Consider the following 22,828-nt stretch of genomic DNA (forward strand, 5'->3'; position numbering starts at 1 on the left):
CAGCCCGGGGGACCTGCCCCGACCATTCGTGACGCGCCCCCGCTCACGGCCCGAGGAGCCGACCCACCGCCTCGACGATCGGCAGATCAGCGGGCAGCCAGGGGACGCTGGTCAGCTCGCCTGCGGCGAGCCAGTGGAGCTCGTCGTGGTCCTCCAGGAGGCTCACCTGTCCCCCGCTGACCTGCGCGGTCCAGACGCGTATGGCGTACCGCTCGCTCAGCACCCACCGACCGTCCGGGCGGGGACCTGTGACCTCCTCCCCCACGACGACGTCGACGCCGAGCTCCTCGCGCAGCTCACGGTGCAGCGCCTCCAGCTCGGTCTCGCCGGGATCGACCTTGCCGCCGGGCAGCTCCCACCCGCCCGCGAGGTGGGAGGGCTCGGTGCGGCGTGCGGCCAGCAGCAACCGCGGTCGTGACAGGTCGTCGAGGAGCGCGGCCCCGACGACGGCGATGGGTTCCGGCATACGGCCCATCCTGCCCCGAGAGGCGATGATGTCCGCATGAGCCGACTGCTGGACGACGAGGAGATCGCCCGTCAGCTACGCGACCTGCCTGGGTGGGAGCGCGTGGAGGGGCACCTGGTCGCGACCTACGAGTCGCCGTCCTTCCTGGAGGCGGTGCGGCTGGTCGAGTGGGTCGCCGACGAGGCCGAGCAGATGGACCACCACCCCTTCGTCGACATCCGTATGGCGCGGACCCGGTGGGAGCTGTGGACCCACTGGCGTGACGGCATCACGCAGCTGGACGTCGAGCTCGCCCACCGCATCCGCCAGCGCGCCGAGGCGACCGGGGCCCGCGTCACGACCGCGGGCGACGCGGACGACGACGGCCGCCGGAGGGGTACCCCCGCGCCTGGCCCGAGCACGGGCCCTCGGTAGTGTCGTAGGTGCCACTGGACGGAATCGGTGGCCAGCGACAGCTGAACGACGACGTTCTCGGATCGAGCCGATCATGCAGGTGCACACAGTCCTTGCGCCCCCACTTCGCGTCCCGGCCTCCGGCGAGGCCGACCTCCACCTCCCCGACCTCGGGTCGGTCGACTTCCTCGGCGGCATCAGCGGCCACTCGCTGCTGATGGGCGGCATCGTGGTGTGCCTGCTCGGCCTGGGCTTCGGCGTCGTGACCTACGGCCAGCTGCGGCGGCTGCCCGTGCACGAGTCGATGCACGAGGTGTCCGAGCTGATCTACCAGACCTGCAAGGCCTACCTCGTCCAGCAGGGTCGGTTCCTGCTGATGCTGTGGGTCTTCATCGCCGCGGTGATCGTGGCCTACTTCGCCTTCCTCATGGACTACTCGCTCGGTCGGGTGCTCGTCGTCCTCGCGTTCTCGTTGGTCGGGATGGGCGGGTCGTATGCCGTGGCGTGGTTCGGCATCCGCGTCAACACCTTCGCCAACAGCCGCACGGCCTTTGCGGCTCTGCGCGGCAAGCCCTACCCCGTCTACGAGATACCCATGAAGTCCGGCATGTCCATCGGCATGGCGCTGATCAGCGTCGAGCTGCTGATGATGCTGGTCATCATGCTGTTCGTCCCCGGGTCGCTGGCAGGCGCCTGCTTCATCGGGTTCGCGATCGGTGAGTCGCTCGGGGCGAGCGCGCTGCGCATCGCGGGCGGCATCTTCACCAAGATCGCCGACATCGGCTCGGACCTGATGAAGATCGCCTTCAAGATCAAGGAGGACGACGCCCGCAACCCCGGCGTCATCGCCGACTGCACCGGGGACAACGCCGGCGACTCGGTGGGCCCGTCGGCCGACGGTTTCGAGACCTACGGCGTCACCGGGGTCGCCCTGATCACCTTCATCCTGCTGGCGGTCCACGACCCGGCCACCCAGGTCAAGCTCCTGGTCTGGATCTTCGTCATCCGCGCCGTCATGGTCATCGCGTCCGGCCTGTCCTACGCCGGCAACCAGGTCATGGCCGGCCGCCGCTACTCGCACCTGGACCGGATGAACTTCGAGACGCCGCTGTCAGCCCTGGTGTGGCTGACCTCGGCCGTGTGCATCGTCCTGACCTATGTCACGTCCTGGGCCCTGGTCGCGGACCTCGGGACCGGGCTGTGGTGGCAGCTGGCGACGATCGTGTCCTGCGGCACGCTCGCCGGTGCCCTCATCCCCGAGCTGGTCAAGGTCTTCACCTCCACCCACAGCCGACACGTGCGGGAGGTCGTGACCAGCTCACGGCAGGGCGGCGCCTCCCTGGACATCCTCTCCGGTCTGGTGGCGGGCAACTTCTCGGCATACTGGCTCGGCATCGCCATCGTCGGGCTCATGGGTGGGGCCTACCTGATCTCGACGATCGCGCTCGGCGGGCTGATGATCGCTCCGGCGGTGTTCGCCTTCGGGCTGGTCGCGTTCGGCTTCCTCGGCATGGGGCCGGTGACCATCGCGGTCGACTCGTACGGACCGGTCACCGACAACGCCCAGAGCGTCTACGAGCTGTCCGTCATCGAGGAGGTCCCCGGCGCGGCCGAGCAGATCCGCGCCGAGCACGGCTTCGACGTGCAGTGGGAGCGCGCCAAGTACTTCCTCGAGGAGAACGACGGCGCCGGCAACACCTTCAAGGCCACCGCCAAGCCCGTCCTGATCGGCACCGCGGTCGTCGGCTCCACCACCATGATCTTCTCGATCATCATGGCGCTCACCGGCGGTCGCACCGACCAGATGATCCACCTCTCGCTGATGCACCCGCCGTTCCTGCTCGGCCTGATCACCGGCGGCGCCACGATCTACTGGTTCACCGGGGCGTCCATCCAGGCGGTCACCACCGGCGCCTACCGCGCGGTCGAGTTCATCAAGGACAACATCCACCTCGACGGCGCCACCAAGGCGAGTGCCGCCGACTCCACCCGCGTCGTCGAGATCTGCACGCAGTACGCGCAGAAGGGCATGCTCAACATGTTCCTCGGCGTCTTCTTCTCCACCCTCGCGTTCGCCTTCGTCGAGCCGTTCTTCTTCATCGGCTACCTCATCTCGATCGCGCTGTTCGGTCTCTACCAGGCGATCTTCATGGCCGACGCGGGAGGAGCCTGGGACAACGCCAAGAAGGTCGTCGAGGTCGACCTGCACGCCAAGGGCACCGCGCTGCACGACGCGACGATCGTCGGCGACACGGTCGGCGACCCCTACAAGGACACCTCCTCGGTCGCGCTCAACCCGGTCATCAAGTTCACGACCCTGTTCGGCCTGCTGGCCGTCGAGCTGGCCGTGCAGCTGACCGCCTCGTCGGGCACGGTGCTCACCCACTCGCTGGCCGCGGTGTTCTTCGTGATCTCGGCCTACTTCGTCTACCGCTCCTTCTACGGCATGCGGATCTCGGGCGGCTCCGGCGCCTCCGACGACGAGCCCGAGCCGGCGCCGGAGGGCGGCACCCGTCCGGCGACGGTCTGAGTCGTACGGAACGGGTCGCACGGGGTCTGTCGGTGGGGCGTGAGACGCTGCGCGGGTGACATCTCCCGAGCCGGGGCCCTCCCCCGCCACCGCCCCGCCCGCTCCCGAGGCGGTCGACCCGCGCGCCGCCCGTCCGTGGCCCGCCCTGTGGGCGCTCTGCCTGGGCTTCTTCATGATCTTGGTGGACTCCACGATCGTGACCGTGGCGATGCCCGCTCTCATGGTCGGGCTGCACGCCGACATCGGGCAGGCGGTGTGGGTGACCAGCGCCTACCTGCTCGCCTACGCCGTGCCGCTGCTCATCACCGGGCGCCTCGGGGACCGCTACGGCCCCAAGCGCGTCTACCTCGTCGGGCTCGTGACCTTCACCCTCGCCTCCCTGTGGTGCGGGTTGACCGGCACCATCACCGGGCTCATCGTGGCCCGCGTCGTGCAGGGCCTCGGTGCAGCGCTCATGAGCCCGCAGACGATGTCGGTCATCACGCGCCTGTTCACCCCGCAGACCCGCGGCCAGGCCATGGGCCTGTGGGGCGCCGTGGCGGGTGTGGCCACGCTGGTCGGCCCGATCGTGGGCGGGGTGCTCGTCGACACCCTCGGCTGGGAGTGGATCTTCTTCATCAACGTGCCCGTGGGGCTCCTCGCGATGGTGCTCGCCTGGCGTCTCGTCCCGATGCTCCCCACCCACCAGCACCGGTTCGACTGGATCGGGGTAGTGCTCTCGGCGGTGGGGCTGTTCTGCATCGTCTTCGGCATCGAGGAGGGCCACAGCTACGACTGGTCCACCATCACCGGCCCGATCACCGTCTGGCGGCTGATCGGTCTCGGCGTGCTCGTCATGATCGGGTTCGTCGTCTGGCAGGCGCGGCAGCGCAGCGAGCCACTCGTGCCGCTGCGGTTGTTCCGCGACCGCAACTTCTCCGTCGCCAACGTGGCGATCACCACCGTGGGCTTCGCGGTCACCTCGACGATGTTCCCCATCATGATCTGGGCACAGAGCGTGCGTGGTCTCTCGCCGACCGCCGCCGCGCTGCTCATGGCGCCCATGGCGGTCATCTCCGGCGGTCTCGCACCGGTCGTCGGCCGCCTCGTCGCGCAGACCCATCCGCGCCTGCTCGCCGGGATCGGGCTCGTCTCCTACGCCGTGGCGCTGGTGTGGATGCGAGGCGTGCTGCGGGCCGACGTCCCGCTCTGGCAGCTGCTGCTCCCGGCGGCGCTGCTGGGCGTCGCCAACGGCTTCATGTGGGCGCCGCTGTCCACCTCGGCGACCGCCAACCTCGACCGCCGCGAGGCGGGCGCCGGGTCAGGCGTCTACAACACCACCCGGCAGATCGGCGCGGTGCTCGGCTCGGCCGCCATCGCGCTGGCCATGGAGGACCGGCTCGCCGCTCACCTGCCCGGCACCTCGGCCACCGCCCCCACCACGAGCGCGTCGGGCGCCACCGTGCCGCCCCAGGTCGCCGAGGCGTTCAGCGCGGCCATGGGGGACGCGCTGATGGTCCCCGCCGCCGTGATCCTCGTCGGCGCGGTCGTCGTCATGGCCTTCGAGCGGCCCCGCCACCAGCGCGCCTGACCCGGCACCGGGCGTTCACCGCTCACGGCGGTGTGCGCCCCACCCGTCCCGGCCTGCGGCGACGCCGGTCGTCTCGGTCCCCTGACTCCAGCGACCAGGCCGAGCAGCAGCCACATGAGCGTGGCGACCCCCGTCGCGTTGGCCGGTTGGTCCGCCAGCGACATGACGGAGGTCCTGACGTCGAGCACGAGCGTCTCGCCCGGCGGGCGGCGCGGTGACGGCGCGGGCACGCCGACGTGAACACTGCGTGGGACGGGAGGGTCTCGCCCAGCAGACTCGACGAGATCGGCTCAACCACGCGGATTATCGTGCAGAGCATGATGGACGTTGCTGCCTACGCGGCCCCCTCCGCCGGAGCCCCCCTCGAGAAGTCCACGATCACCCGCCGCGACGTGGGCGAGCACGACGTGCTCATCGACATCGAGTTCGCCGGCATCTGCCACTCCGACATCCACACCGTCCGCAACGAGTGGGGTGCCCAGCAGTACCCCCTCACCCCCGGCCACGAGATCGTCGGCCGCGTCACCGAGGTCGGCTCGGGCGTGAGCCGCCACCAGGTCGGCGACCTCGTCGGCGTCGGCTGCATGGTCAACTCCTGCCAGGAGTGCGCCGCGTGCGAGGAGGGCCTGGAGCAGTACTGCCTCGCGGGCAACATCGGCACCTACGGCGCCGTCGACAAGGACGGCACGATCACCCAGGGCGGCTACTCCACCCACGTGGTCGTCGACGAGAAGTTCGTCGTCCGCGTCCCCGAGTCCCTCGACGAGGCCGCCGTCACGCCGCTGCTGTGCGCGGGTATCACGCTCTACTCCCCCCTGCGCCACTGGGGCGTCACCGAGGGCACCAAGGTCGCCATCATCGGCATGGGCGGCCTCGGGCACGTCGGCGTCAAGATCGCGAGCGCGATGGGCGCCGAGGTCACCGTCCTGTCCCACTCGGACAAGAAGCGCGAGGACGCCGCGACGTTCGGCGCCCAGCACTACGTCAACACCACCGACGAGGACGAGATGAAGGCCCTCGCGGGCACGTTCGACCTCATCATCAACACCGTGTCGGTCAACCTGCCGATGGCGGACTACCTCGCGCTGCTGCGCTACGACGGCACGCTCGTCGAGCTCGGCGCCCCGTCCAAGCCGCTCGAGGTGCCGGCGTTCGCGCTGATCCCCGCCCGCAAGGCCTTGGCCGGGTCCTGCATCGGCGGCATCGCCGAGACCCAGGAGATGCTCGACTTCTGCGCGGAGCACGACATCACCGCCGAGATCGAGCTGATCGACGCCGACCGGATCAACGAGGCCTACGACCGTGTCGTCGCCAGCGACGTGCGCTACCGCTTCGTGATCGACGCCAAGACCTTCTGAGCTCCGGCTCCACCCGAGTGGCCAGGCATCCGAGGGTGCCTGGCCACTCGGCGGATGGGGGCGCGTCGCGGTCAGACGAGCTGACGGCCCAGATGCCGGAACGGCCCGTCCGCCTCGAAGCCGGCCCGCTCGTAGACCCGGCGCCCCGACTCCGTCGAGTGCAGCTCGATCCGGCCCGCCCCCTGCTCCCGGGCCCACGCCATCGCGTGGTCGAGCAGCGCGGTGCCGATGCCCCGGCCGCGGTGGGGGACGTCGGTGCTCATGTCCGAGAGGTATGCCGACAAGCCCCGCCCGCGAGGACCGGGCAGGTGCTGCTCCACCGCCACGCTGACGCACCCGGCGAGCGAGCCGCCCTCTCCCGCCAGGGGATCCACGTCGACGACGAAGCAGGCGTAGGTGTCGCGCGCGAGCAGCACCTCCGCCGCCTCGGCGCATCGCCGGCGCCAGTCCTCGTCCTCGGAGACCGCGACCGGCCAGGGCCATCCCGTCTCCATCAGCAGCGCCTTGAGGCGCACGATCTCGGGGATGTCAGCAGGGGTGGCACGGCGCACGATCACGGACGCCGAGCCTAGTCGCCCAGTCGCCCCCGCATGCACCCGCACCTCAGGTCCGCTCCCACACCGCCCCAACCCGCCGCCCGGCTCGCCGGCAAGCGACAGGAAGTGACCTGACGGGGCGAGAGACGCCGCGTGACCGCCGCTTTGATCGTTCAGCCTGACCCGACGGGTCACTTCCGGTCGGCGGGTGGGGTCGGGCCGCCACCGACCCGGCACGTCGCGCCCACTCCCCCCACGCCACCCCGCCGGCCCGGCACCTCGCGCCTGCGTCGCCCCGCCGGCCCGGCCCGCGGGCGGGTAGCGCCAAAAAATGACCCGGCGGGGCTCGAACCGTCCCATCACCGCGGGTTTGATCGTTCAGCCTGACCCGACGGGTCACTTCTGGTCGGCGGGTGGGGTCGGGCCGACACCGAAGCGGGCAGGGAGGGCCGGCGTCACGTCGCGGGGCAGTGTCCGACGCTCCTATGGTTCGTCAAGGGGTGGTGGGGCCTGATTCGAGGGTTCGGTAGAGGTCTCGGATGATGTAGCGCTTGAGGCAGCGGCGGATCTCGCGTGGGGTCTTGCCTTCGGCGGTGCGGCGGGCGGTGTAGGTCTTCGTGGCTTCGTCGTAGCGTTGGCGGGCCAGGACGATGGTGTGGATGGCGCGGTTGAGCTGGTGGTCGCCGTACCGGTTGAGGCGGTATCGGGTGGTGACGCGGCCGCTGTTCGCGGGGATCGGGGCGATCCCGGCGAGCATCGCGAACGCGGCTTCGGAGTGGATCCGGCCGGGGTGGGACCAGGCGCACAGGACGGTCGCGGCGACGATGGGGCCGACGCCGAGCAGGTCGAGCAGGTCCGCCCGCCAGGCCTTGACCAGGACGGTGATCTGCTTCTCGAGGGTGTCGACCTCGGTGGTGAGGGCCTGGACGCGGCGGGCCAGGGTGCGTAGGACCTGGCGGGTGGTGGCGGTCTCGACGTCGTCGCCTCGGTGGGCGCGTAGGACCGCGGCGCGCTTGACCCTTTCGGGGCCGGTCACACCGCGGAAGGTCGCGCGCAGGGTTTCGGGGGCGGCCACGATCAAGGAGAACAACTGGCGTTGAGCGACCGTTGCTGCGTCGACGGCGGAGCGTCGTGCGGCGAGCAGTACCGATAGGGCCTGGCGTTGTCCGCCGGCTCGGGGCGTGCCGAGGACGGGTCGGGTCAGGGCTTCGCGGGCGGCGCGGATCGCGTCGAGGGGGTCGGACTTCGCGCCGTGGCGGCGGGCGGCGCGTTGGGGTCGGTCGAGCTCGACGACGACCTCGCCGGCGCTGGTCAGGGCCCGGGTCAGGCCCGCGCCGTGGCTGCCGGTGCCTTCGATGGCCCAGGCCCGGGCCGGGCAGTGATCGTCGGCCCAGGTCAGCAGGTCCTGGTAGCCGGGCGGGGTGGTCGCGATGGTCATCTCGTCCAGGACGGCGCCGGTCGTGGTGTCCACGATCGCGGCGGTATGGGTGTCGACGTGGGTGTCGACACCGATGACGATGTCGGCGATTTCGGCCAGACTGGTCATGCGTTCCTCCTCTAGCTCCGGATGGACGTTGATCCGGTCCGGGAGAGGTCACGGCAGGACTGTGACGGGACACGACGACGCCGCTAACGTCGCCGGTCAAGCTCCTGATCAGGCCAGCAGACCTCGACCGGGCCGGGTCGCCGATCCCGAACGGACAAGTCGCGCGGAAGGCACGAAGCCAGTCAGGCGAGGAGTCACGAACGAGACCGACGACCACAGCCCATCACCGCTGGGCTGCTGTCACACCCTCACAGTCAGGCGAGGATCCAGGCGCGGGTCAGCGCGGCGAGCTGCCGCTCGAAGTCGCGCGCCGAGAGCTCCTCCGGCTGGTCCGGCCACAGGGCCAGCTCGAGCGCGACGCACCCGTGGGTGGCAGCCCAGATGGCGAGCGCGGCGGCGTGGACGTCCTCCCCGACCAGCCGGCCGGCGTCGGCCACGCGCTGCACCACCCCGAGCAGAGGGGCGAGCCCGTCCTCGGCACAGTCCTCGGGCGGCGGCACCCGTCCGCCGAACATGACGGCATACAGGCTCGCGTGCTCCACCGCCCAGCGGCGGTAGGCCAGACCCAGGGCGAGGAGGTCGTCGAGGGGGTCGCGGCCGGCCACCGCCTCGAGCTGGGCTGCGACGAAGGAGGTCTGCGCCTCGGACGCCATGGCCCCGACCAGCCCGTCCTTGCCGCCGAACACGGTGTAGACGGCGTTGGTCGAGGTGCCGGCCTCCTCTGCCACCCGCCGCAGCGAGAGGCCGTCGAGCCCGCCGGCGGCGACCTGGTCGGCAGCCGTGGCGATGAGGCGACCCCGGAGGTCGTCGTCATACAGCTTGGGTCTGGGCACTTGACGACCGTAACATAACGGTGTTTTATAACGGTGTCATGATTCGTCGGTACGCTCCCAGAACCACAGGAGGCGTCATGCCCCGCATCAACCTAGGTCGCCACACCATCGACTCCGACCGCGAGATCACGGTCTTCCTCATCGGCATGGGCATCAACAGCCCGCTGCGCGTGGACCGGTGGTGGCCAGTCTTCACCGCGATGCCACGCATGCTGAAGCATCTCGAGACCGACCCCGGGTCGGGCATGCTCGGCTACGACCTGTGGGCGCTGCCCTCCCCGCTCGTCCTCATGTACTGGGAGTCGTCGGAGCAGCTGCAGGCCTTCGCGGCCGACGCGGACGCCCCGCACCTGCAGGCCTGGCGCGACTTCGCACAACTCACCAAGGACGGGCACGTCGGGGTCTGGCACGAGACCTACGTGACGACACCCGGCCGGAGGGAGGCGATCTACGTCAACATGCCCAGCCTCGGCCTGGGCAAGGCGATCGGCACCACCCCGGTCGGGCGCGGGTCGTCGACCGCGCGGCAGCGCATGAGCGTCACCGTCTCGAGCTGACCGCTCGCCCGCCTCCGGTCCGGCTCAAGCCTCGCTCGGGCCCTCGGCGGGGCCGGTCAGTCCAGCTTGCGAGCGGCGCCCTTGTCGGCGCTCTGCGCGAACCGGGCAAAGATCTGCAACGCCGTGGACACCTGCCGGTCCCGGTCGCGGGGCCGCCAGCCGAGCTCGTCCTGCTCCGCGCGCCGCCGCTCCAGCTCCTCGTCGGGGACCAGCAGGTTGACCCGGCGCTGCGGGATGTCGAACTCGATGACGTCGCCGTCGCGCACGAGGCCGATCGGCCCGCCCGACGCGGCCTCCGGGGAGACGTGGCCGACGGAGAGGCCGGACGAGCCACCGCTGAACCGGCCGTCGGTGATCAGCGCACACTTGGGGCCGAGGCCCACGCCCTTCAGATAGCTCGTGGGATAGAGCATCTCCTGCATCCCCGGCCCACCCTTCGGGCCCTCGTAGCGCACCACCACGACGTCGCCGCCCTGGATCTCGCCGTTGAGAATCTTGGAGACGGCCTCCTCCTGCGACTCGGCCACCCGCGCCGGCCCGCTGAAGGACCACTGGTGCTCGGGGACGCCGGCCGTCTTGACGATGCAGCCGTCCGGGGCGAGGTTGCCGTGCAGCACCGCGAGACCGCCCTCGGTGGTGTACGCATGCTCGACCGACCGGATGCAGCCGTTCTCGGGGTCGGTGTCCAGGGTCGCCCACCGGTTGCTCGAGGAGAACGCCTCGGTGGTGCGCACCCCGCCGGGAGCAGCGTGGAACAGCTCGATCGCCTCCGGGGTCGCGGAACCCCCACGGACGTCCCAGTCCTGCAGCCACCGCTCCAAGGACGGCGAGTGCACGCAGCGGACGTCGTCGTCGAGCATGCCGGCGCGATGCAGCTCACCGAGGATCGCGGCGATGCCGCCGGCGCGGTGCACGTCCTCCATGTAGAACTGGGTGGAGTTGGGGGCCACCTTGACCAGGCAGGGCGTGACGCGGGACAGGGCATCGATGTCGTCCTGGTCGAAGTCCACACCGGCCTCCTGCGCCGCCGCCAGCAGGTGCAGGATCGTGTTGGTCGATCCACCCATGGCGATGTCCAGGCGCATGGCGTTGGCGAAGGCGGGCTTGGTGGCGATCGACAGCGGCAGGACCGAGTCGTCGTCCTCGCCATACCACCGCTTGGCCAGCTCGACGACGAGGTGGCCGGCCCGCTCGAAGAGCGCCTTGCGCGCGCTCGCCGTGGCGAGCGTCGAGCCGTTGCCGGGCAGGGAGAGGCCGAGCGCCTCGGTGAGGCAGTTCATCGAGTTGGCGGTGAACATGCCCGAGCAGGAGCCGCACGTGGGGCAGGCGTTCTGCTCGATAGTGGTGATGTCCTCGTCGGAGACCGAGTCGTCCACGGACTTGATCATCGCGTCGATCAGGTCGAGGCGGGTCTGCGCGGTCCCGTCGGGACCGATGACGGCCTTGCCGGCCTCCATGGGCCCGCCGCTGACGAAGACCGTGGGGATGTTGAGGCGCAGCGCCGCGAGCAGCATCCCCGGGGTGATCTTGTCGCAGTTGGAGATGCAGACGAGCGCGTCGGCCTGATGCGCGTTGACCATGAACTCCACCGAGTCGGCGATGATCTCGCGGCTCGGCAGGGAGTAGAGCATGCCGCTGTGCCCCATGGCGATGCCGTCGTCGACGGCGATGGTGTTGAACTCCCGCCCCACCCCGCCCGCCTCGGCGACCGCGCCGGCGACCAGCTGGCCCATGTCCTTGAGGTGCACGTGGCCGGGCACGAACTGGGTGAACGAGTTGGCGATCGCCACGATCGGCTTGCCAAAGTCGCCCTCGGTCATGCCCGTCGCACGCCACAGGGCGCGCGCCCCGGCCATGTTGCGTCCGTGGGTGGTGGTTCGTGAGCGCAGTTCGGGCATGTCTCCAGACTAGCCAGCCGGTCCGTATGACGGGCGCGCGTCTCACGCAGCGCTGGCGCGACGGCGACGGTGCGCGGACCACCCTCCCCGGGTCGCCCACCGCGGGTGGCGCGCCGCCCGTCCCCGGACATCGCCGCCCTGGTGCGCGGCGAGGTCGTCCCCTTCGACCGCATCTACTTCCGCTGCACGCCGCGGTTGCCGTCGAGCGGTCCACGCTGGGGCTGGCTGGCGGGGCCGATCCTCCGCGGCACCGGGCGCCGAACGCCGGACGCGGTGCACCTCGACGTCTTCGTGGTCGACTGACGCCACCCGCCCAGCCAGGGCACCGTCGACAGACCGAGCGGCCCGGCAGGTCTCCCTGCCGGGCCGCTCGCGTGCAGGTCAGGACTCGTCGTCCTGCCCCGCGGGGACTACTTGGTGTAGTCGACCTTGATGTTCATCTGGTCGCCCTGCTTGGCCATGTTGTTGACCGTGATCTTGACGCCCGCGCCGGCCACCTTGGTGGAGGACCACGGGTTGGCGGCCGACCAGTAGCGGTTGGGGTCGCTGTCGTCGAAGGTCGGGATCGCCGGCTGGGACGGCACGGTGACCGCCTGGCCGTTGCGGTGGAAGGTCACCGGGTCGGTCGCCTGCAGTCCGAAGGTCGCGTCGAAGGGCTGACGACGGTTGCCGAGCAGCGCCCCGTCGGGGAAGCGGATCGGCGTGGGACGCGCGTCGACCGGGAGGACCTGGCCGCCACCGGGGTGGACCGACGTGTTGTTGTCGGTGTACTCGTTGTTGATGTACCAGACGAGCATGCCGTCCTGGTAGGGGAAGCGCTCCACCCAGTCGGGCCGCGTGTTGGCCCAGCCGAAGTTGTACGGCCCGGTCTTGAGGTAGCGGTCGTAGCCGGTGTAGGTGCGGTTCTCCGCCAGGTAGTAATGCGTGACGGCCTCGGAGGAGCTGGCCCCGACCTGGGTGAAGCCCTTGGCCGTCCAGCCCTTGGCGTCGCCCTCGACGTCGTCGGTGAACACGGTCTGCCCGTCGGCGACGAGGGTGATGTCGTCGACGAACGCGCCGAGCTTGTGGACGCCGCCGTCGGAGGCGTAGCGGAAGCGGAAGCTGATCTGCTTGCCGGCGTAGGCGGACAGGTCGTACGTCTTCTGGACGTAGCCGCCGGAGCTGCCGTCGTAGGTGGCCAGCTGCTTCCAGGTGGCTCCGCCGTCGTCCGTGACCTCGGCGTAGAAGTAGTCGTACTCCGCCTCGGTCTGGTAGTTGACCCACGCGGACAGCGACGCCGTCTTGACGGTGGTCAGGTCGATCGGGCGGGTCAGCGTGACGTTGAGGTCGTCAGCCGCGCCGGACCACCACTGCTTGCTACCCGAGTGCGGGGCGACGAGCTGGGAGGTGCGGGTCTTGTCGGGCAGCGACACGAGCGCGGCCTGCGGCATCTTGCCCGCGAGCGAGGCGGGGCCGAGCTTGACGTTGCCGTCCTTGCCGTAGCTCACGGTCTGGTAGTCGAGCCAGCCGAGCTGGAGCTTCTCCCACGGGCCCATGTAGCCGGGCTTGGAGCCGATGTCGACGGTGCCGTCGTTGAGCCAGGAGCCGCCGCTCATCAGGGTCCAGAAGCCGGTGCCGTTGTCGCCGCCCTGGGTGTCGTAGAGGTCCGGCAGGCCGAGGTCGTGACCGAACTCGTGGGTGAAGACGCCGAGGCCGCCGTTCTCGGGCTCGGTGGTGTAGTCACCGATCCAGATGCCCGAGGTGCCGATCTGCACACCGCCGGCCTTGTTGGTGGCGGGGCCGGTCTTGCCGGCGTTGTTGGAGTAGGCGTACCACCGGTGGGACCAGATGGCGTCCTCGCCCTGGGCCCCGCCGCCGGCCTCCTCGCCCTCACCGGCGTGGATGGCCTGGAAGTGGTCGATGTAGCCGTCCGGCTCGTTGAAGTCGCCGTCCTGGTCGTAGTCGTAGCGGTCGATCTTGTCGAAGCCCTTGAGGTAGGCGGCGATCTCGGCGTCGGTCTTGCCGGCGGCCTTCTGCGCGGCGTACCAGGCGTTGGCGGAGTCCTGCACGAACGGCCAGGCGCCGGCGGCGTCGGAGATCTTGTTGCTGCCGTAGCGCGCCTCGTTGTAGGGCACCTTGACCCAGTCGGAGACGTCGCCCTTGGCGAGGAAGCGACCGTTGGACTGCTTGAGGTAGAAGTCCTTGAAGGACTCGCCGTCGCCGAACATGAGGTTCTGGTAGTGGGCGCGGTCGAAGTTCGCACGCCAGATCGTGGAGTTGTCCTGCGAGCGGTCGGGCTGCGGGATCTGGTTGTGCAGCGGACCGGCGGTGCCGCCGGTGGTCGGGTGCACCCCGTCGCCGAACTCCGCGAGGATCGTGAAGATGTCCTCCTCACGGTTCACGTCGTAGTTGACGTACTGGCCCTTGGCCACCTTGATGACCTTCTTGCCCTTCTTGTTGGTCTCGACCTTGGCCGCGCCCTTGACGACCTTGTCGACGGCCGACTTGCGCAGGGCGCGCTCCTTGTCGCCGAGCGGGTGGGACCGGTCGTCCTTCTGCGCGGCGCCGGACGGCTGGGGGTCGCGCGGTGACGTGACGGCGTGAGCGGTGGGGGCCAGCGACAGGGCGATGAGCATCGCTCCCGTGGCGCCCGCGATGGTGCGCTTCATGGTGCTCCTCATGATGGGCACGAACGACGACGGCATCATTCGTATGGGGTGGTGGAACCTTATGCGTGTCCTATTCACCCCGACAGGACCAAATGAGTGAATGATCCCGTCTCGTTCCTCGCCCGACCCCCGGGCGAGCACAGGGCGTGATCGGTGCGGGTCAGCCGCGGCTCAGGTCGGCCGTGGCCCGGTCGACGGAGCGTGACCGGGTGACCAGCTTGTGCCCGGCACAGAGCGCCAGGAAGAGCGGGAGACCGAGGTATGACGAGAGCACGGCCTCGAGGTCCGTGTGACCGACCAGCGCCTCGTAGTTCTGCCCGACGATGACGACCGCGCACATCGGCCAAGGCGCACGTGGGCCGCCTCATGACCAAGGTGGGGGTCCTCAGCCGGGTGCCGGCAGTCGTGCGCGGCTGCGAGCTGGGCCTGGTCAGCCCGCGGCTGCGCTGACGGCCGGGGCTCGGTGACGGCCCGGCGAGACGGTGTCCACGCTCTCGTCATACGGCCGTCACCCGGCACTCACGCCCCCGTCGCCCGGGGCGAGGAGGCCCCTGCGCACCAGCTCATCCGACCCGGAGGTCCCCCATGTCCCACCCTCCTCAGCAGCCCGAGCGACACGTCACCGCCATGGACCGTCGCCGGTTCCTGCAGGTCGCGACCCGCACCCCGCGGTGCTCCCGAGCGGCAAGGACGTGTGGCACCAGAGCGACGGGACCCGGGAGGTGCTGCCCTTCCGCCCCGACCAGGACGAGCTCGGCCACGCCTTCCTCGAGGGGCTACCGCACGGCTGGTGGGACGGCCAGATGGCCGTCAACCGCGGGCGCTACGACCGGTGGCTGCCCGCCAAGGGCACGACGACGATGGCGCACCTCGAGCGACGCGACGCGGCGTTCCACTACCAGCTGGCCGACGCGTTCACGGTGTGCGACGGCTACTACTGCTCGTTCATCGGCAACACCGACCCCAACCGCTACTACCTGTGGTCCGGGTGGGTAGGCAACGACGGCAAGGGCGGCGGCCCGGAGCTCTACAACGAGGAGCTCGGCTACGACTGGACCACCTACCCCGAGCGGCTCGAGGCGGCCGGGGTGTCGTGGAAGGTCTACCAGGACGAGGGCACCGGCCTGGACGCCGCAGGCTCGTGGGGCTGGACCCAGGACCCCTACATCGGCAACTACGGCGACACCTCGCTGCTGTACTTCAACCGCTACCGCAATGCCAAGCCCGGCGACGCGCTCTACGAGAAGGCCCGTCGGGGCACCACCGCCCGGACCGGGGACGACTACCTCCGGATCCTGCGCGAGGACGTCCGCGCCGGCCGGCTCCCCGCGGTGTCCTACATCTCGGCGCCCGAGGCCTTCTCCGAGCACAGCAACTGGCCCACCGCCTACGGGGCGTGGTACATCGCCCAGGTGCTGGACGCCCTCACCAGCAACCCCGAGGTGTGGAGCAGGACGGCGCTGTTCATCACCTATGACGAGAACGACGGCTTCTTCGACCACCTCGTCCCGCCGATGGCGACCAACCCCGACATCCCCGGCGCCTCGACGGTCTCGACCGAGTTCGAGTACTACCCCGGCAAGGCCGGCGACAAGCGCTTCCCGTCGGGGGCGTACGGCGCGGGGCCGCGTGTGCCGATGTGGGTCATCTCTCCGTGGAGCACCGGCGGCTGGGTGTGCTCGGAGGCCTTCGACCACACCTCGGTGATCCGCTTCATGGAGCGGCGCTTCGGGGTGCGCGAGCCGCAGATCACCCCCTGGCGCCGGGCCGTCTTCGGGGACCTGACCAGCGCGTTCGACTTCTCCCGCACCCCGGCGGCGCCACCGCGCCTGATGGACGTGGCCGGCTGGGCGCCCACCGACCGGCAGCGTCACCCCGACTACAAGCCGGTGCCGCCGGCGGCGGGGACGATGCCCCGCCAGGAGCCGGGGACCCGTCCGGCCCGCCCGCTCGGCTACGACCTGCGGCTCGACGAGCGGCCCACCGACCAGGGGCTCGTCCTGACCCTCACCAACCGCGGCCGGCTGGGCGCGGCGCTGCAGGCACGGCTGCTCGAGCCCGCCGCCGCCCCCCACAGCTACACCGTCGAGGCGGGACGCTCCCTCAGCGCGACGCTGCCCGCCACCGGCGCTTACCACGTCGACGTGCACGGACCCAATGGCTTCTACCGGTCGTATGCCGGCGACCGCTCCCAGGACGCGGTCACCGTCTCGCTCGAGCCGCAGGGCCACTCCGGCCGGCTGCGCCTCGTCGTGACCCGCCAGGGCCGGGAGGTCGACGTGGAGATCACCAGCGCCTACCCGGCCGCGCTGCGCGCCGGTGACGACGTAGAGGGCGCCGAGGGCGGCGTCGGCGAGGCCGCACGCGACGAGCACGACGAGCGCGGTGCGGGCAGCGCCAGCCTGCGCGACCACGGACGCGGCAAGGGCCGGTCCCGCTCGGCGGTGCGGGTCGACACGCGGCGCTCGGGCGGGTGGTACGACCTGACCGTGACCGTGCCCGGCACCTCGTTCCGCCGCGTCCTGGCGGGCCACCTGGAGACCGGCGCGCCGAGCGTGAGCGACCCGCAGCTGGGCCGCTGAGCCGAGCCGCGGGGCTGCTCAGGCGGTCGGCGTCGGGGCCGGGCCGTCCTGCTCCTGCTCCATCGCGGCCACGAAGTCCCGCTTGCCGGCCTGCCAGGCGTCCTCGTCCTGCCCCGTGCGCCAGTACCCCGAGATGGAGACGCGGTCCCGAGGCATCCCCTGCTCGACGAAGAGGTAGCGCCGCAGATCCTTGATCATGTCGGCGTTGCCGTGCACGAACGCCCGGACGTCCCCGCCCGGCAGCCCCGCCTCACGCACGGCCCGGGCCAGGGCCACGCCATACCGGCCGCCCGCCTCGTCGCGGTGCACCCAGGTGACCTCGATGCCCGGCGTGCTCCGGAGCGGCACGTGGGTGGTCGCGTCCTCGACCTCGAGGAAGACGCGAGCCCGCGCGTCGTGCGGCAGGGCGTCGAGGGTCGCCGCGATCGCGGGCGCCGCCGACTCGTCGCCCACCAGCAGGTGGAGATCGGCGGCCGGGTCGGGTCCCCACCCGCCGCCGGGGCCGTGGAAGCCGATGCCGTCGCCGGGTCGCGCGGCCGCCGCCCAGGGCCCGGCCAGACCCTCGTCGCCGTGGACCACGAAGTCCAGCGCCATCCGCCCCGCCACGGGGTCCAGGCTGCGGATCGTGTAGGTGCGCGTCACCGGCCACTGCTCGCGCGGCCGCTCGTCGCGGATCCGGTCGGGGTCGAAGGGCCAGTCGTAGGCCGCACCCGCGGGCGCGAAGAGCAGCTTGACATAGCGGTCCGTGTGCTCGGACGGGTCGATCGCTGTGAGGTCGGGTCCCTCGAGGTGCACGCGCACGAGGTCCCGGGTGAGTCGCTCGGTGCCTGTGACGGTGGCCCTGCGCATCACCCGGGGCCGTCGCTGCTCGCTCATGAGGGCAGCCTAACCTCAGGCGCGGGACGGGCTACTTGGCCGCTTACTTCGCAGCCTTCTTGGCCGACGCCTTCTTCGCAGCCTTCGTGGCGGTACCGCTGGCGGCCTGCGCCGAGTCCTCGGCCTGGGCCAGCTCGGCCTCGGGGTCCTCGACGTACGCCTCGGCGTCCTTGTCGACGGGCGTGATGCCGTCGGCCGCCTTCTGGGCCTGCCAGCGCAGGAAGTCCACCGCGATGTCGTGCCGCTGCTGCAGGCTCGCGTGGTCGCGGAAGTCGCGCAGGTCCTGCCGCTCCTCCTCCCCCATGTGCTCGGAGTTGACGACGTCGGCGTCCGTGACCGCCTCCCACCAGGCGTCCGAGCCGACCTCTACCTCGCCGGCCCGGCGGATGGCGTCGCGCAGCTTGTTGTGGTCCTTGATGGCGTCCTCCACCTCGCCCTCGACGGTGCCGTCGTCCGCGTCCGCGGCGCCGGTGCCCTCGTCGAGCAGGTGCGGGTAGAAGAAGCGCTCCTCGGCCTCGGCGTGCGTCTCCAGGAAGATCTGCAGTCGCTGCCACAGCGCCGTCAGTCCCTCGACGTCCTGCTTGGGCCACTCCTCCAGCTGCGCGAACGCCGCCCGCTGCTGCGCGTGCTGCTCCAGGATGATGTCGGTGATGTCCACTCGGTGCCTCCTCGATACCGCCATGTGTCGTCGAGGGTATACCCCTGACCTCGACGTCTAACCTGGGGCGGTTGCCCACAGGAAGGACCCACGTGTCGCCGTCGTCGTCCCCGCCCCGACTCGCCGCCGCCCAGCCGCACACCCTCGTGCGGGGCCTCACGACACGGCACGTGCAGTTCATCGCCCTGGGGTCCGCCATCGGCACGGGCCTCTTCTACGGCTCCGCCGGCGCGATCCAGATGGCCGGGCCGGCCGTGCTGGTCGCGTATGTCGTCGCCGGTCTCGCGGTCTTCCTGGTCATGCGGGCCCTTGGCGAGATGGCGGTGCGCGACCCCGGCGCCGGCTCGTTCGGCCGCTACGCCCGGACCTACCTCGGGCCCCTCGGCGGCTTCGTCACGGGGTGGATGTTCGTCATCGAGATGCTCGTCGTGGCCGTCGCGGACGTCACGGCCCTCACCATCTATCTCGGTCACTGGTGGCCCGCGGTCCCTGGCTGGGTGTGGGTGGCCGGCGCCATCGCCCTCGTCACCGGGCTCAACCTCGTCCACGTGAAGGTGTTCGGCGAGACGGAGTTCTGGTTGTCCCTGGTCAAGGTCACCGCCATCGTCGCAATGATCGTCGCGGGACTCGCGATCCTGGTGCTCGGCCTGCACCTCCCCGGCGGCAGCACCCCCGGCATCGAGAACCTCTGGGCGCATGACGGATTCGCGCCATACGGCCTGTGGGGGGTGTTCGTCTCGTTCACCGTCGTGGTGTTCGCGTTCGGCGGGATCGAGACCCTGGGGCTGTCCGCCGCCGAGGCGCAGGACCCCGGGCGCGCGATCCCCCGCGCGATCAACACGATCCCGTGGCGCGTGCTCCTGTTCTACGTCGGGGCCATCGGCGTCATCCTGTGCCTCGCGCCGTGGACGACGGTGGACGGGCGGTCGAGCGCGTTCGTGCAGATCTTCGACGCCGTGGGGCTCCCCGCCGCCGCGCACGTGCTCAACGCGGTCGTGATCACCGCGGCGTTCTCGGCGCTCAACGCCATCACCTTCTCCATCGGCCGGATGCTGCACGGGCTCGCGGAGCAGGGCGACGCCCCCGAGGCCCTGGCGCGCACCAACCACCGCGGGGTGCCGGTCGCCGCGGTCGGGTTCGTGGCGGCGGCGCTCACCGTGGGGCTCGTGCTCGACGTGCTGGTCCCCGAGAACGTCTTCGTGCTCGTGGCGTCGGTCGCGAGCTTCGCGACGGTCTTCGTGTGGCTGATGATCCTGCTCTCGCACCTCGCGATGAAGCGCCGGATCGCCCGCGGCGAGCTCGCGCCCGGCGCCTTCCCCGCGCCCGGATGGCCTGTCGCGGGCTGGGTCGCGGTGGCGTTCATGGTGGGGGTGCTGGCGCTGCTCGGCGCGAGCGCGCAGTCACGGCCGGCGCTGTGGACCGGCCTCGTGACCCTCGTCGTGCTGGTGGCGGCGCAGCGCCTCAGCGCGGGCCGTCGGGGTAGCCGCTGACCGGGCCGTCCTGGTTGGGCTCCCACCCGAGGGCGGGCGCCACGTGCTCGGCGAAGTTGCGCAGGATCTTGACGTTGGCCTCGACGCCGAGCTGGGAGGGGATCGTCAGCATCAGCGTGTCGGCGGCCTGGACGGCGGCGTCCGCCTGCAGCTCGGTGACGAGGCGGTCGGGCTCTCCGACATACGACTTGCCGAAGGTCGAGGTGAAGCCGTCGATCGTGCCGACCTGGTCGCTGCCGCCGCCGCGCAGCTGGCCCCACATCAGGTCGCCGCTGTCCACGATCGGGAAGACGCTGCGGCTCACCGACACCCGCGGCACCCGCTCGTGGCCGGCCTCGCGGAAGGCCGTGCGGTAGCGCTCGATCTGCTCGCGCTGCAGGTCCGCGAAGGACGCGCCGGTGGCCTCGGTGAGCAGCGTCGAGCTCATGAGGTTGAGCCCGAGCCGGCCCGTCCACTCGGCGGTGTCGCGGCTGCCGGCACCCCACCAGATGCGCTCGGCGAGGCCGGGCGACTGGGGCTCGACCCGCAGCCGGCCCCCGGAACCGAACTGGTCGGGGTCGGCGTCGGCCATCCACCCGCCGGAGACGGCATCGAGGAAGGTCTCGAACTTGGCGCGGGCGATGTCCGCCCCGCGCGGGTCCTCGGACCCCGTGTAGCCAAACGCCTCCCAGCCGCGGCGTGCCGGCTCGGGGCTGCCGCGGGAGATGCCGAGGGCGATCCGGTTGCCGGCGATGAGGTCGAGCTGCGCGGCCTCCTCGGCGAGGTAGAGCGGGTTCTCGTAGCGCATGTCGATCACGCCGGTGCCGACCTCGATGCGCTGCGTCGTCGCGGCGATGGCGGCGAGCAGCGGCATCGGGCTCGCGGACTGGCGAGCGAAGTGGTGCACCCGGAAGTACGCGCCGTTGACGCCGAGCTCGTCGGCCTGCCGGGCGATCTCGATGGCGTCCAGCAGTGACTCGCGGGCACTCGGGTCGCCCGGGCCCCGCCCGTAGCCGTAGTGGCCGAAGCTGAGGAATCCGAAGGCCTTCATGCGCCCCTTAACGCGGTTCGGCAGCCGGGGATTCCGGGGCGGTCGCGGACGCACGGCCCGTGACCCGCCCGCCGGCTGCTGGTGCTGTGGGGGTGCGCCGCGCTGGCGAGCTGGGCGGTGGCCACCGGGCCGCTGCGATGGGCGTGCGCGGCCAGGACCGTGGTGGCGCTGGCCTCCGCAGCGGTCGTGTGCGACGCGCAATGGGCCGGCGAGCGACGTTGACGGGCGCGAGGTCACGCGGCGGTCGCGGTCGGTGGCGCTGAGCACCGGCAGCGGGGGGATGCCGTGGGCGCGAGGTCAGGAGCCTTGCCGTATGCCGTCAACCCACATGACGGCGGGACCGGCATACGGGCAGGCAAGCCCCCGCGACCCACCGCCCGACGCACACCGGGTGAGTCCGCTGCGCGTAGACCAGCCACAGACTCACCCGATCTGCCGGGACGGCAGCCGCGCCGCCTCGGTGTCACGTCCTGGGGGCGCAAGGAGAAGCGCGGCCATCGAGGCACACGACCGAGCAGGTGCTAGACGTTGAACCTGAACTCGACCACGTCGCCGTCGTGCATGACGTAGTCCTTGCCCTCGATGCGCACCTTGCCGGCCTCCTTGGCCTTCTGCATCGACCCCGCGGCGACCAGGTCGTCATACGACACGACCTCGGCCTTGATGAAGCCGCGCTCGAAGTCGGTGTGGATCACGCCGGCCGCCTGCGGGGCGGTCCAGCCCTTGCGGATCGTCCACGCGCGGGACTCCTTGGGGCCGGCCGTCAGGTAGGTCTGCAGCCCGAGGGTGTGAAATCCCTTGTGCGCCAGCTGGTCCAGGCCAGGCTCGGTCACGCCCACGGACTCGAGCAGCTCGGCGGCCTCGTCCTCGTCGAGCTCGGCGAGGTCCATCTCGAGCTTGGCGTTGAGGAAGATCGCGTCGGCCGGCGCGACCAGCTCCTGCAGCTCGGCCTGCAGCGCGGTGTCGGTGAGCTGGTCCTCGTCGACGTTGAAGACGTAGAGGAAGGGCTTGGTCGTGAGCAGGAAGAGCTCCTTGATCGCGGCCAGGTCGACGCCGACCGCCTCGCCGCGCGCATAGAGGGTGTGACCCTCCTCGAGGACCTTCTGCGCCGCGAGCGCGTTGTCCAAGATCGCCTTGTCCGTCTTCTTGCCCTTGACCTCCTTCTCCAGGCGCGGGATCGCCCGCTCCAGGGTCTGCAGGTCGGCCAGGATCAGCTCGGTGTTGATGGTCTCGATGTCGCTGCTCGGAGACACCTTGCCGTCGACGTGCACCACGTCGTCGTCGTCGAAGGCGCGGATGACCTGGCAGATCGCGTCGGACTCGCGGATGTTGGCGAGGAACTTGTTGCCCAGCCCCTCCCCCTCGGACGCGCCGCGCACGATCCCCGCGATGTCCACGAAGGACACGGTCGCGGGCAGGATCTTCTCCGACCCGAAGATCCCGGCCAGCACCTTCAGCCGCGGGTCGGGCAGCGGGACCACGCCCACGTTGGGCTCGATGGTCGCGAAGGGGTAGTTCGCGGCGAGCACGTTGTTCTTGGTCAGGGCGTTGAACATGGTCGACTTGCCCACGTTGGGCAGTCCCACGATCCCGATAGTCAGAGCCACGGGACGCGAGTCTATCGGCTGGGTCGGACAGACCCCGGCCACGCGGCGAGGGCGCGGGAGCCGGTGGTATGCCGAGCCCCCGGCGCCCGGCATACCGGGGTCTCGCGGGCGGGGTCTCGCGGGCGACGCACGGATGCGCGGCGCGCCCGCCCGGCCGTGCACGTGCTCTCACCCGGCGTGACGGGTCGCGGGGGACGGTCCTAGCGTCGAGAGCACGTACTCGCGAGTAACGACGCTCGCGAACGTCTTC

The 22,828-nt window shown here is 70.9% G+C and carries 20 protein-coding genes; 9 read left to right on the forward strand and 11 right to left on the reverse strand.

All coding sequences use genetic code 11. The annotated features are described in order from the left end of the window. Positions 1-43 precede the first annotated feature (43 nt). Positions 44-466 carry an NUDIX domain-containing protein gene (locus tag ACF3NS_RS00355; protein ID WP_392467217.1) on the reverse strand — a complete coding sequence of 141 codons (423 nt, stop codon included), beginning with the start codon at positions 464-466 and terminating at the stop codon, positions 44-46. 36 nt (positions 467-502) lie between these two features. Here ACF3NS_RS00355 and ACF3NS_RS00360 point away from each other — a divergent pair, with 36 nt between their 5' ends. The 5 genes from ACF3NS_RS00360 (at position 503) to ACF3NS_RS00380 (ending at position 6,317) form a co-directional block, all read left to right on the forward strand. Beyond that, a complete protein-coding gene (locus ACF3NS_RS00360; RefSeq protein ID WP_154594652.1) occupies positions 503-880 on the forward strand; it encodes a 4a-hydroxytetrahydrobiopterin dehydratase in 378 nt (125 codons plus the stop codon). Positions 881-953: 73 nt separating this feature from the next. Then, the gene (locus ACF3NS_RS00365) at positions 954-3,389 is read left to right on the forward strand and encodes a sodium-translocating pyrophosphatase (protein ID WP_392467219.1); all 2,436 of its coding nucleotides are present in this window, start codon (positions 954-956) and stop codon (positions 3,387-3,389) included. 55 nt (positions 3,390-3,444) lie between these two features. Then, positions 3,445-4,959, forward strand: a complete 1,515-nt coding sequence (locus ACF3NS_RS00370) for a DHA2 family efflux MFS transporter permease subunit (protein WP_392467220.1) — start codon at positions 3,445-3,447, stop codon at positions 4,957-4,959. A 114-nt stretch (positions 4,960-5,073) separates the two neighbouring features. Next, on the forward strand, positions 5,074-5,199 hold the full coding sequence (locus tag ACF3NS_RS00375) for a hypothetical protein (RefSeq protein ID WP_392467222.1): 126 nt from the start codon (positions 5,074-5,076) through the stop codon (positions 5,197-5,199). Positions 5,200-5,276: 77 nt separating this feature from the next. Beyond that, on the forward strand, positions 5,277-6,317 hold the full coding sequence (locus ACF3NS_RS00380; RefSeq protein WP_154594654.1) for an NAD(P)-dependent alcohol dehydrogenase: 1,041 nt from the start codon (positions 5,277-5,279) through the stop codon (positions 6,315-6,317). Positions 6,318-6,388: 71 nt separating this feature from the next. Here ACF3NS_RS00380 and ACF3NS_RS00385 read toward each other — a convergent pair whose 3' ends face one another. From ACF3NS_RS00385 to ACF3NS_RS00395, 3 genes are all read right to left on the reverse strand, one after another. Beyond that, positions 6,389-6,874, reverse strand: a complete 486-nt coding sequence (locus ACF3NS_RS00385; protein ID WP_313716728.1) for a GNAT family N-acetyltransferase — start codon at positions 6,872-6,874, stop codon at positions 6,389-6,391. A gap of 472 nt (positions 6,875-7,346) precedes the next feature. Further along, positions 7,347-8,399 carry an IS110 family transposase gene (locus ACF3NS_RS00390; RefSeq protein ID WP_392467223.1) on the reverse strand — a complete coding sequence of 351 codons (1,053 nt, stop codon included), beginning with the start codon at positions 8,397-8,399 and terminating at the stop codon, positions 7,347-7,349. A gap of 254 nt (positions 8,400-8,653) precedes the next feature. After that, a complete protein-coding gene (locus ACF3NS_RS00395) occupies positions 8,654-9,232 on the reverse strand; it encodes a TetR/AcrR family transcriptional regulator (protein WP_154594370.1) in 579 nt (192 codons plus the stop codon). A 77-nt stretch (positions 9,233-9,309) separates the two neighbouring features. Between ACF3NS_RS00395 and ACF3NS_RS00400 the strand changes: the two genes are divergently transcribed. Then, positions 9,310-9,789, forward strand: coding sequence for a DUF4188 domain-containing protein (locus ACF3NS_RS00400; protein WP_034251324.1), 480 nt, complete (start codon positions 9,310-9,312; stop codon positions 9,787-9,789). Positions 9,790-9,845: 56 nt separating this feature from the next. Here the strand turns inward: ACF3NS_RS00400 and ilvD are convergent, their stop codons facing one another. Further along, a complete protein-coding gene (ilvD, locus tag ACF3NS_RS00405; protein WP_154594371.1) occupies positions 9,846-11,687 on the reverse strand; it encodes a dihydroxy-acid dehydratase in 1,842 nt (613 codons plus the stop codon). Between the two features lie 105 nt (positions 11,688-11,792). Between ilvD and ACF3NS_RS00410 the strand changes: the two genes are divergently transcribed. After that, positions 11,793-11,990: a DUF3237 family protein gene (locus ACF3NS_RS00410; RefSeq protein WP_392467225.1), complete on the forward strand. Its 198-nt coding sequence runs from the start codon at positions 11,793-11,795 to the stop codon at positions 11,988-11,990. Positions 11,991-12,097: 107 nt separating this feature from the next. Here ACF3NS_RS00410 and ACF3NS_RS00415 read toward each other — a convergent pair whose 3' ends face one another. Together ACF3NS_RS00415 and ACF3NS_RS00420 are read right to left on the reverse strand one after the other, a co-directional pair. After that, complete coding sequence (locus ACF3NS_RS00415; RefSeq protein WP_392467226.1) at positions 12,098-14,335, reverse strand: immune inhibitor A domain-containing protein; 2,238 nt, start codon at positions 14,333-14,335, stop codon at positions 12,098-12,100. 160 nt (positions 14,336-14,495) lie between these two features. Further along, positions 14,496-14,675, reverse strand: coding sequence for a hypothetical protein (locus ACF3NS_RS00420; protein ID WP_230083036.1), 180 nt, complete (start codon positions 14,673-14,675; stop codon positions 14,496-14,498). Positions 14,676-14,817: 142 nt separating this feature from the next. Between ACF3NS_RS00420 and ACF3NS_RS00425 the strand changes: the two genes are divergently transcribed. Continuing rightward, positions 14,818-16,917, forward strand: a complete 2,100-nt coding sequence (locus ACF3NS_RS00425) for a phosphocholine-specific phospholipase C (RefSeq protein WP_392467228.1) — start codon at positions 14,818-14,820, stop codon at positions 16,915-16,917. An 18-nt stretch (positions 16,918-16,935) separates the two neighbouring features. Here the strand turns inward: ACF3NS_RS00425 and ACF3NS_RS00430 are convergent, their stop codons facing one another. Both ACF3NS_RS00430 and ACF3NS_RS00435 read right to left on the reverse strand, forming a co-directional pair. Next, complete coding sequence (locus tag ACF3NS_RS00430) at positions 16,936-17,793, reverse strand: siderophore-interacting protein (protein ID WP_288798364.1); 858 nt, start codon at positions 17,791-17,793, stop codon at positions 16,936-16,938. A 43-nt stretch (positions 17,794-17,836) separates the two neighbouring features. Further along, positions 17,837-18,451: a hemerythrin domain-containing protein gene (locus ACF3NS_RS00435; protein ID WP_311966715.1), complete on the reverse strand. Its 615-nt coding sequence runs from the start codon at positions 18,449-18,451 to the stop codon at positions 17,837-17,839. A 92-nt stretch (positions 18,452-18,543) separates the two neighbouring features. Between ACF3NS_RS00435 and ACF3NS_RS00440 the strand changes: the two genes are divergently transcribed. Next, complete coding sequence (locus ACF3NS_RS00440) at positions 18,544-19,941, forward strand: amino acid permease (RefSeq protein WP_392467230.1); 1,398 nt, start codon at positions 18,544-18,546, stop codon at positions 19,939-19,941. Here the strand turns inward: ACF3NS_RS00440 and ACF3NS_RS00445 are convergent. Beyond that, positions 19,913-20,971, reverse strand: a complete 1,059-nt coding sequence (locus tag ACF3NS_RS00445) for an LLM class flavin-dependent oxidoreductase (RefSeq protein ID WP_392467232.1) — start codon at positions 20,969-20,971, stop codon at positions 19,913-19,915. The two genes, ACF3NS_RS00440 and ACF3NS_RS00445, sit on opposite strands and share 29 nt — an antisense overlap. 521 nt (positions 20,972-21,492) lie before the next feature. After that, positions 21,493-22,578, reverse strand: a complete 1,086-nt coding sequence (ychF, locus tag ACF3NS_RS00450; protein ID WP_392467233.1) for a redox-regulated ATPase YchF — start codon at positions 22,576-22,578, stop codon at positions 21,493-21,495. Positions 22,579-22,828: the final 250 nt, after the last annotated feature.

Source organism: Arsenicicoccus cauae (assembly GCF_043162025.1).
Taxonomy (GTDB): Bacteria; Actinomycetota; Actinomycetes; order Actinomycetales; family Dermatophilaceae; genus Arsenicicoccus; species Arsenicicoccus cauae.